General features: G+C 31.3%; 6 protein-coding genes and 1 tRNA gene. 6 read left to right on the top strand and 1 reads right to left on the bottom strand.

The features are described from left to right. Positions 1 to 65 precede the first annotated feature (65 nt). The 6 genes from lepA to plsY all read left to right on the top strand — a co-directional run bounded on the left by lepA (position 66) and on the right by plsY (position 6,661). The gene (lepA, locus tag E1I18_RS02750; RefSeq protein WP_141484074.1) at positions 66 to 1,859 is read left to right on the top strand and encodes a translation elongation factor 4; all 1,794 of its coding nucleotides are present in this window, start codon (positions 66 to 68) and stop codon (positions 1,857 to 1,859) included. 111 nt (positions 1,860 to 1,970) lie between these two features. Then, positions 1,971 to 3,869: an MAG1210 family protein gene (locus E1I18_RS02755; RefSeq protein ID WP_141484075.1), complete on the top strand. Its 1,899-nt coding sequence runs from the start codon at positions 1,971 to 1,973 to the stop codon at positions 3,867 to 3,869. 10 nt (positions 3,870 to 3,879) lie between these two features. Next, entirely contained in the window at positions 3,880 to 4,548 is a 669-nt protein-coding gene (locus E1I18_RS02760; protein WP_141484076.1) for a LemA family protein, read from the top strand. A gap of 85 nt (positions 4,549 to 4,633) precedes the next feature. Beyond that, positions 4,634 to 4,718 (top strand) — tRNA-Leu (locus E1I18_RS02765). Between the two features lie 186 nt (positions 4,719 to 4,904). Next, the gene (locus E1I18_RS02770; RefSeq protein WP_141484077.1) at positions 4,905 to 5,918 is read left to right on the top strand and encodes a nicotinate phosphoribosyltransferase; all 1,014 of its coding nucleotides are present in this window, start codon (positions 4,905 to 4,907) and stop codon (positions 5,916 to 5,918) included. Beyond that, positions 5,918 to 6,661, top strand: a complete 744-nt coding sequence (gene plsY, locus E1I18_RS02775) for a glycerol-3-phosphate 1-O-acyltransferase PlsY (RefSeq protein ID WP_141484078.1) — start codon at positions 5,918 to 5,920, stop codon at positions 6,659 to 6,661. Before E1I18_RS02770 ends, plsY begins: the two co-directional genes overlap by 1 nt. A gap of 110 nt (positions 6,662 to 6,771) precedes the next feature. Here plsY and E1I18_RS03730 read toward each other — a convergent pair. After that, positions 6,772 to 7,143, bottom strand: a 372-nt coding sequence (locus E1I18_RS03730; protein WP_170218529.1) for a hypothetical protein, incomplete at its 5' end; no start/stop codon positions are given.

Below are 7,143 nucleotides of genomic sequence, written 5' to 3' on the forward strand. Positions count from 1 at the left end.
AAATTTGTGATATTATAATTAAATATAAATTGTTTTGAAATTATATACATTTTGGAGACTAATACATGGATAAAAGTAAAATTAGGAACTTTGCAATCATTGCGCATATTGATCATGGTAAAAGCACACTGGCTGATAGAATTTTAGAATTAACTAATACAGTGGCCAAACGTGATTTAGAAGAACAAATTCTCGACACAATGGATCTTGAAAAAGAACGTGGAATCACAATTAAATTAAATGCAGTCCAAATTAAATACAAAGACTACATTTTTCACTTAATTGATACACCTGGCCACGTTGATTTTACTTATGAAGTTTCACGTTCACTTGCCGCTACTGAAGGTGCATTATTGATTGTTGATGCAACTCAAGGTATTGAAGCACAAACTTTAGCCAATGTTTATTTAGCTCTCGAAAATAATTTAACTATTATTCCAATAATAAACAAAATTGATTTGCCTTCTGCTGATATTGAAAGAACAAAGGCCGAAATTGAACGAGTTATTGGTTTGCCTTGCGATAATGCTGTTGCAATTTCAGCAAAAACAGGGATAAATATTGATCAAGTCCTTGAAGCAATTGAAAAATATATTCCTGCGCCTCAAAATGCAATAGATGATGCACCATTAAAAGCATTAATTTTTGACTCTTATTTCGATGAATATCGTGGTGTTGTGATGCTTGTGAGAATTATGCAAGGAAAACTTTCACGCAACGACAAAATCCAATTTATGTCTAATGGAAAAATTAATCAAGTTGCTGAATTAGGGGTTAAAAGTCCTTGAGAAGTTAAAAAAGAATATTTAGAGGCCGGTGAAGTTGGTTGAGTTGCCGCAACAATTCGTGATGCAAAAGAAGTCAGTGTTGGTGACACAATTACTCTTGTTGAAAATCCTGCTGAAAAACCTTTACCAGGTTACAAGAAAAAACAACCTGTTGTTTTTACTGGTTTTTATCCAATTGATACACGTGATTATATGGAGCTTAAAGAGAGTTTAGAAAAAATCTCACTTTCAGATAGTTCAATTTCTTGAGAACAAGAAACATCTAAAGCATTAGGATTTGGTTTTCGTGTTGGTTTTTTAGGTATGCTACATATGGAAATATTGCAAGAAAGACTGAATCGTGAGTATAAAATCAGTGTTATTGCTACTTCACCATCTGTTGAATACAAAGTTTATCGTACTGATGGTACTTTAGAAATGATTTCTAATCCTGCACTTTTACCTGATAAAACATACATTGACCGCATTGAAGAACCTTATATTTTTGCAACAATAATTGTGCCAGATCAGTACATCGGAAATGTTATGGAGCTTTGTCAGGCCAAAAGAGGCATTTATCGCGATATGGAAACACTTGATGGAAATAGAAGCAAAATAACATATGAAATGCCTCTTGCTGAAATTGTTGTAGACTTCTTTGACCGCTTAAAATCTTCAACAAAAGGCTATGCTTCTTTTGAATATGATTTGTTTGGTTATAAAGAAACTGAACTTGTAAAAGTAGATATTCTACTCAATGGCGATAAAATTGATGCTTTCACAATAATCACTCACCGAGATAACGCATATCCGCGTGCTCGTGAATTGACTCAAAAACTTAAAGAAGCAATACCGCGACAAAACTTTGAAGTTCCTGTTCAAGCAGCAATAGGTGGAAAAATCATTGCTCGTGAAACAATTAAAGCATATCGTAAAGACGTTACTGCAAAACTTTATGGAGGTGATGTAACTAGACGTCAAAAACTCCTAAAAAAACAAAAAGAAGGTAAAAAACGAATGAAAATGCTTGGTTCTGTAGAAGTACCTCAAGAAGCTTTCCTAAAAATACTGAAAACAAATATTGATAATTAATCTCACAATTGTGAGATTTTTTATTTAAATATCTTAATTTATTATTTATATTAATATTAATATGTAAAATTAGTTTGCATTAATTTATTTAAGAGTTAATGAGGAGGTAAAATGGCTGAAAACGATATTAAATATGTTGATGAACCATTGAGTGAATATGAGCAATATAAAAATCAACATATTCAAAATGTTGATAATTGTTTCGATGAATACACACAAAGATCAGGTATAAATATTGAAGAGAATAGACTTCAATCTCAAAAAGTTTATCAACTACAAAGACAAGTAGACGATATTGAAAAACGTATCAGAAATCTAAAAAACTGAAAAATATTTACCATTGTAATGTTGTGTACTAGTATTAGTGTGCTGATTCTTTGTTCATTAATAATTGGTCTTTCAAAAACATCAGAAGTGAATGGAGGCTTAATTGCTGGTATTGTTCTTTCTATAGTAGGGATAATAACTACGATTGGTGTTCTTGCAGGGGTTATTAGTCCTCGAAGAAAACAAGTAGATTCACTATATGCTCAAAAACGTAAAGAATATGAGCATGAAAAAGCAATAGCATTCCAACAAGTCTTGCCACTTGTTTCACTATTTAAACGGGGCGTATTGCAAAAAATGTTTATGCAAACAATGCCTTTTATTAAGCTATATCCAAATTTGACTAACCAGCAAATAGCATTAATGAATAAACAATTTAACATCAGTTTTGATAAAGTTAAAACTGAAGAAAACTGTGTTATTAGTTTACAATCGGGTTCAATTTATGGAAATCCATTCGTTTTTTCAAGAATGCTTGAACACGAAATGCGAACCAAAACATATACAGGTACATTAACAATTTCTTGAGTATCTACGAGCAACAACCGTTCAATAACACATACTCAAACACTACACGCTTCTGTCACAAAACCTTGTCCTTACTATGACGAACCAACAACATTGCTATTTGGTACTCAAGCAGCTCCAGAACTTAAGTTTGAACGAGCATGTCAGCAAATAAACATGTTGAGTGAAGGACAAAAGAAAAAATTAATTAAACAAACAACAAAAGAATATAAAAAAGATACCGGAATAACTCCACTTACAAATATGGAGTTTGAAAGCTTTTGAAAAGTTCCTGTTAGAAATAACGAGGCTCAATATAGATTGCTATTCACACCATTGGCTCAAAAAAATATTTTATCTTTATTACAAGACAAAACTATTGGTTATGGAGATGAATATGATTTTGTTAAAGACGGTACATTAGCTATGATCATTGCTGAACATATGCAAAAAATGAAATTTGAAGAAAACATGGATATCTATTGAACAATGTTTAGCTATGATAATATATTAAACGAATTTAAATCACAAGCTTTTAACTACTTTAAAGATCTTTACTTTAGTTTTGCTCTTTACTTCTCAATTCCAATTTTCCAACAAACCAAAACAAGTGATTTTATCTACGAAGAATGAACAAACAATAAATCTAATTGACTTGAATACGAAAATAACCTTACAAAAGTTTCGAATTTATTCAAGCATCCTGATGTTAAAACACCAGTAATTCTAAACGTAAAACCAATATCTACTGATGCAAGCGGAGATGTTGTTGAAGTAAATTCTTTTGGTTACGATATGATCGAACGAGTTTCATACATATCAGTTCTCGGTGGTGATGGTAGATATCATGATGTTCCAGTTCATTGAACTGAATATATCTTGCAAAAAAATCAATCAGCAGCCAGAGTACAAACATTAAACTCATTCCCTATTGAGCAATCTTATGAACAAGAAGTTGAACAGTTTTGACAATCATACAAAACTTTACCATTATATTCAAGATCAGGTGCAGATTTAGACATAGATGTTGATTTAGGCACCAGAACAAATTTAGATACAAAAGTCAAATTAGATAATGAAGTTATGCTAAATACTGATGCAAACATAGACAATGTATCAAGTGCAGACAAAAAAAGAACATATTTTGTAAAAAATGCTATTATTACAATAATTTAGGAGGAAAAAAATGGCAAACCAATTAGATGAAATGAATGGACCAATTTTAGAACAAGGTCACGACGTTAATGTTATTAACAAAAGAATTGAAATTAAAACAGGATGAGGATCAATATTATTTGAATTTTTCTTATGATTCCCATTAATTATTCCTGGTCTAGTATTTCTTTTCAAAAAAATAGCTGCTAAAAACTATTTTGCTCAACTTGAACAAAAAATCCAAGCAAACGCTTCACAAATCGATAACTACATTGAACAAAGAGTTCAAGTATTGAGCAACGTTGCTAGTTTAGTGGAAAAATCTATTGAATTAGACCAAAAAACAATGACTCAAATTGCTGCTCTTCGTTCAGGAAACAGTGTTTCTGAAGCTACAAGAGGTGAAATCGATGCTCAAGCAAGTTTATTATCACGTGCAATTAATGTTCAAATTGAAAACTACCCTGACTTAAAAGCTCATGGAGAAATTAGAGAAGCAATGCAACAAAATGCATATCTTCAAAAAGAAATTACTGCATGTAGAGATCTATACAACGATTCAGTATTTGTTTGAAATCGTTCAGTTAATGAATGACCTACAAAAATGATTGTTGCTTCAAGAATGAAATATACAACATGAATTCCTTTCGCTGCTTCACAAGAAACAAAACAAGAAGCAAGAAAAAACTTCTTTGCTTAATTTCAATAAATCAAAAAATAACCTTAATAGGTTATTTTTGTTTTTATTTTACTTTTTTGCAACATATGATAAAATAATAACGCACGCTCGAGTGGTGAAATTGGCAGACACGCTAGACTAAGGATCTAGTGCCGCGAGGCATGCAGGTTCAAATCCTGTCTCGAGCACCATATAATTTACAATTACCAAACTTGCTTACGCAAGTTTTTTTTATTTAATAATTTCCCTAACATACTCAAAAATGTGTGTATAAGTAAATTCCAAATCACAAATAAGCAAATATTTACACAAATTAATACATTTATTTAGCCACTTTTTATTATATAATTAAAAATATAATAACACAAGGGGGTATAATGAACAAATATCATAAATATATTTCTTCATACTTTCACAAAACAGAAAAAATTATTGAAAAAATGAATCCAAACAACGTAATTAAGCTTCAATTTTTCCAAAGAACTGATAATTGCTTGCTTGCTGGAATGGATGAAGCATTGATGCTTCTTGAGCAAAATACAGATACATCAAAATACACAATTAGATATATCCCTGAGGGTACAATTGTAAATAACCGTGAAATTGTACTAGAATTAGAAGGCCAATATCAACACTTTGGTATTTGAGAAGGTATGATTGATGGAATATTAACTCGCTCTTCAAACATAGCAACCAATGCACGTAATTGTGTAAATGCTGCAAATGGTAAAGACATAATTTATATGGGTGATAGAGCCGACCACTGAATGATGCAAGAAGTTGATGGTCGTGCTGCTCAACTTGCAGGTTGTGCTTCTATGTCTACTGATGCACAAAACGTTATGCACACTGAATCAACATTTGGTTCAATGCCTCACTGTTTAATTCAAAACTTTAATGGAGACACAGCAGCTGCAGTTAAAGCGTATCATCAAATTTTCCCTGAAGATTTATTAATTTCATTAGTTGACTATCACAACGACGTGATCAAAGACTCGCTTGCTTCATATGAAGCTGTAGGTGACAAACTTTGAGGTGTGAGAATCGACACTGCAAAAAATATGAAAGACCATATGTTTGATAATGAACCTGATAATGAAGAATTTTATGGTGTTAACCCTGAACAAATTAAACGCCTACGTAAAGAACTTGACAAAGCTGGTGCAAATCATGTAAAAATTGTTGTTTCAAGTGGATTTAATGCAGACAAAATTGAAAAATTCGAAAAAGCTAAAGCTCCCGTTGATGCTTATGGAGTAGGTCAAGCAATTTTTAAACCTGTTGTTTCTTTCTCTGCTGATGCAGTTATATTAAATGGCAAACCACAAGCAAAAGAAGGTCGTGGTTATAGAAGCAATCCAAAATTAATGCTTTACCAAAGTTCAAAATAATGTATATTAATTATCCAACTACAAGCAATCAAATTTGAGCCATCATTGGTCTCAATTTTGTATTATTAATATTTGGCTACATCATTGGTTCGTTTAACACTTCAATAATTCTTTCACACAGATTTAAAAAAGATGATGTTCGAAATCATTATAGTCAAAATGCTGGTGCAACTAATTCTTTACGCACCTATGGAAAAAAATTTGCTTTAGCCGTTTATTTCATTGATTTTAGCAAAGTAGTTATACCAACACTCCTTTTTGCAATTCTAGAAAATCACGCATTCCCTTCTTTTGCTTCACTTTACTGAATGAGTCCTCAAATAATAGGCTTTGGAGTAATAATTGGACACTGCTGACCTGTATTTTTTAAGTTCAAAGGCGGAAAAGGTGTAGCTTGTACATCTGCATTCATTCTTGTTGTTAACCCTATTCTTTGAATTATTGCATTTATTACATTTTTCTCAGTAGCACTCAATACAAGAAAAGTTTCACTCGCATCATTGAGTACTGTAATAGTAATCACTCCTTTAGCTCTTGTTCCTTGATTTACACAAGGTGTTGTTGGACACTGATTAAACTTTATAAATCATAGCGACAATATTGCATACGCAAATCTGCAACCCTATTGATTTATAAGCGGTGTATTATTCTTAATTAGTGCAATAATTATTGTTGCATTGCATCATACAAACATTAAAAGACTCATTCAAGGTACTGAATCTAAAATAAGTCTCAAAAACTAAGCTTGCTTAGTTTTTTCTTTTTGCCTAATATACTCAAAAATGAGTATATTAGGAAAATTTTGTGTATGATCTAAACTTTCGGTAAAAAATTATACTAACAGCAATTATCATTATTTTTTTAATCTTAAATTTAGTGAATTTACATATTGCAAAAGTTGATTCGTATCTAATTCAAGATCGTTTAAAATCTCTTTTTGTTTTGCTGTAAATGCGTTTCTACGAAGATATGTATCTGATATTTTTGTCACTTCAATTTTGGTCAATTCATTAATTATTGTGTTGTATGTTTCATTTCTCTTTCTTGCTATTAAATCTTTGCAATAATACATTATGTAGGCTCTTACAATACCACTTATAAAGGTTAGAAATGTTTTAGATTCTAAAACTCCATCAGTGTATGAATAGTTTTTATTTAAGTTGGTTTGAGTTTTGAGTCATCTAAACATTTTTTCAATACTGTCTCTATTGTGATATGCATTTTG

It is taken from the genome of Mycoplasmopsis mucosicanis, from assembly GCF_006546935.1.
GTDB lineage: Bacteria > Bacillota_I > Bacilli_A > Mycoplasmatales > Metamycoplasmataceae > Mycoplasmopsis > Mycoplasmopsis mucosicanis.